Below are 2,873 nucleotides of genomic sequence, written 5' to 3'. Positions count from 1 at the left end.
GGGCTGTAGTGATGGCCGAGCCGCGGCTGATCCCGGATGGGGCGTGATGCCGACCGGACCCCGGAGAGGCGGCTGGTCACAGCGGCGAGGCTGCAGGGTGGCCGGGAGTGGGCGTGGTTGTGGTCGCGCCGCGGGTGGGGCTGACTGCGGGGAGGGCTGACCCTAGAAGGGAGGCGTGGTGTCGATGGCAGCCCGGAGGGGCGGTCGCGGCGCCGAGGCTGGAGTGTGGCCGGGAGTGGGTTGCCGTGGCGACCGAGCCGCGGGTGGGGTGGCTGCAGGAGGGGAGGGCCAACCCCGATGGGCTCGCGATGCACCCCGCGGGATGGGCGACCGCGGCGCGAGGCCGCGGGGTGGCCGGGCGGGCTGCGATAGCGGCCGAGCCCCCAGGATGGCTGCACGGGGTCCGCGCTCGCACCCTGTGGCGGCCGGCTGGACAACGACCAACGGCCCGCCGGTGAGTGATCACCGACGGGCCGTCGAGCCGGAGAGTGCGCGATACTGGGATTGAACCAGTGACCTCTACCGTGTCAAGGTAGCGCTCTCCCGCTGAGCTAATCGCGCGAGGTGGAGACGGGATTCGAACCCGTGTACACGGCTTTGCAGGCCGTTGCCTCGCCTCTCGGCCACTCCACCGTGCGGGCCCGAGTGGGCTCCCCGAGCGGACGACGGGATTCGAACCCGCGACCCTCACCTTGGCAAGGTGATGCGCTACCAGCTGCGCTACGTCCGCCTACCGTGACTCCGGGTTCCGGTGAAGGCCCCCGTCGTCGTGGTGTGAGAGAACAATATCCGACCCGGCAACCCGCGAAAACAGGGGGGTGGGTGTTCCACGCCCCCAGCGCGGGTGCTATCCAAGATCGTTGGGGATCAGGTGGGTCAGCGCGTCGTCCAGGTCGATCCACAGGTGCTCGTTGCCCGGCAGCACCACGTCGTAGGTGCGGTCCAGGAAGTCGGCCAGCTCCTGGGCGGAGGCCTCGAACACGGCGTGCCCGGACGGCGAGTTCAGCTCGATCATCACCGACTCGGGGTCCTCGACCGAGGGGCGGATGCGGACGTCGCCGTCACCGGCCTCGGCCAGCAGGCCGTCGGCGAGCAGGTCGCGGGCGTACACCCATTCGACCCAGCCGGCGCGGCCGGTCCGGAACGCCGCCACGACCGCGTACGGGTCGCGGGTGTCGTACCGCAGCTCCACCTTCACGGGCACGGCCGGGGCACGCGGCGCCAGGAGGTCGAACACCGCTGTGGAGCGGAGCGTCACGTGGTCGTTGCGCATCGTCTTACCTTTCGTCTCCCTTCACGGCCCGCTCGGCCGAGCTTCGAGTGTGAGACGCACGAACCCACCGTCTCGCTTCGCGAACTCCCCGGGCTTCACCCGGACGGGTTCGCGCACCTCTCGCACTCGCGCTCGCGCGGTACCGGCCTGCGGGACCGGCCTCGCTGATCGTCTACCCACACATACTGCTCGGTTCAACGCGGGCAGGACAGCACGGCTTCGCAGCCTGGCACGTGACCTGGATCGCTCCACGGGCGGGGGCGACCTCGATCACCTCGGGCTTCTCCGCAGCGTGTCGGGTCGTATCCGCAGCGTGTGGCCCAAAGACCACCCGTTTGCAGTGCCCGGCAGGCTATCCGCTAGAGTTCCTTCTCGTACGGACGGGGGCGATTAGCTCAGCGGGAGAGCGCTTCGTTCACACCGAAGAGGTCACTGGTTCGATCCCAGTATCGCCCACCACCGAAACCGGCCCCAGGTGAAGCCTGAAGTTCAGTCCCAAGGCTTCCAACCTGGGGCTGTTCTGTTTCATTCCGGCACGGGGTCCACGTCACTCGGGCGCGGGAGACGGCCGTCACCCGCCCCCTTTCTCCGGTTCGTTCCGGCGTGACGGCTGTGTGAAGCGGTGTGGTCGCGGTAACATGAAACGCTCACTCCTGCTGATGAAACGAGGTGAGTTCGCTGTCGCCGCACCGGAACTCCGACGAACCTCCCTCCACCGAAGACCGCGACTACTCGCTGCGCGCCGTCGACCGGGTCTGCGCCATCCTCAACCTGCTGCAGGAGTCCGTGGACGGGATCACCCTCAACGAGGTGGTCGAGGCCACCGGAATGCCGAAGTCCTCGGCCTACCGCTACCTGTGGACCCTGGAGGCCCACCGCTACGTCGAGCGCGACGAGGTCACCGGGCTGTGCCGGCTGGGGCTGGGGTTCCTCGGCATGCAGTCCCGCCACCTCGAGCTGCTGCGCGAGCGGGTGCGGCCGTGGCTGGAGAGCGTGCGCGACGAGTTCGGCGAGACGGCGAACCTCGGGCTGCTGGACAGCGACCACATCATCTACATCGACATCATCGAAAGCCGCCGCGGCGTCCGGCTGGCCGCCTCGCGCGGCGACCGTGACCCGCTGCACTCCACCGCGCTCGGCAAGGCGATCACGGCCCACCTGCCCGAGGCCCGCGTGCGGGAGCTGCTCCAGCGGTCCGGAATGCCGGCGCGCACCGATCGCACCATCGTCACCGTCGAGGACTACCTCACCGAGCTGGACAAGGTCCGCGGCCAGGGCTTCGCGGTGGACGACGGCGAGAACGAGGCCGACGGGCGGTGCGTGGCCGTGCCACTGCTCGGGACGAACCTGCCCGCCGCGATTTCGCTGAGCGCGCCCGCGGCGCGGTTCCCGCAGCGGGACGTGCCCGCGGCGGCGAAGGCGTTGCAACGGATCGCGGAGCAGATTTCCACTCGGCCTTCGGGGGAAGTGGCGTAGGGCGCTACGCGCGTATCTGAACTGCGCCGGCTTCGCTACGCCCGGATTGAGCCTCCCGAACCCGATCTTTCAGTGCTCGGCAACCGATGTGGGCTGGGGATCGGGTGCGGGAGGGGCAGTGGTT

General features: G+C 69.5%; 2 protein-coding genes and 4 tRNA genes. 2 read left to right on the top strand and 4 right to left on the bottom strand.

Features of this window, described 5'->3' with window-relative positions; genetic code table 11:
- Positions 1-489: 489 nt before the first annotated feature.
- From D0D15_RS35535 to D0D15_RS35520, 4 genes are all read right to left on the bottom strand, one after another.
- A tRNA-Val gene (locus D0D15_RS35535) sits at positions 490-561 on the bottom strand.
- A gap of 1 nt (position 562) precedes the next feature.
- Positions 563-633 (bottom strand) — tRNA-Cys (locus tag D0D15_RS35530).
- 24 nt (positions 634-657) lie between these two features.
- A tRNA-Gly gene (locus D0D15_RS35525) sits at positions 658-730 on the bottom strand.
- Positions 731-847: 117 nt separating this feature from the next.
- A complete protein-coding gene (locus D0D15_RS35520; protein ID WP_094007105.1) occupies positions 848-1,273 on the bottom strand; it encodes an SsgA family sporulation/cell division regulator in 426 nt (141 codons plus the stop codon).
- 384 nt (positions 1,274-1,657) lie between these two features.
- On the opposite strand from D0D15_RS35520, the gene D0D15_RS35515 reads away from it, so the two are divergent.
- Together D0D15_RS35515 and D0D15_RS35510 are read left to right on the top strand one after the other, a co-directional pair.
- Positions 1,658-1,732 (top strand) — tRNA-Val (locus D0D15_RS35515).
- 210 nt (positions 1,733-1,942) lie between these two features.
- Positions 1,943-2,749 (top strand): IclR family transcriptional regulator, encoded by an 807-nt coding sequence (locus D0D15_RS35510; protein WP_094007106.1) that lies wholly within the window; start codon positions 1,943-1,945, stop codon positions 2,747-2,749.
- The last annotated feature ends 124 nt before the right edge of the window (positions 2,750-2,873 follow it).

The sequence above is a fragment of the Amycolatopsis thermalba genome, assembly GCF_003385215.1.
Taxonomy (GTDB): Bacteria; Actinomycetota; Actinomycetes; order Mycobacteriales; family Pseudonocardiaceae; genus Amycolatopsis_E; species Amycolatopsis_E thermalba.
This window is presented reverse-complemented; position numbering and strand designations above follow the sequence as displayed.

Bases quoted from the DNA above. Each gene is read 5' to 3' on its own strand.
- D0D15_RS35520 (WP_094007105.1), bottom strand. From the start codon at position 1,273: ATGCGCAACGACCACGTGACGCTCCGCTCCACAGCGGTGTTCGACCTC.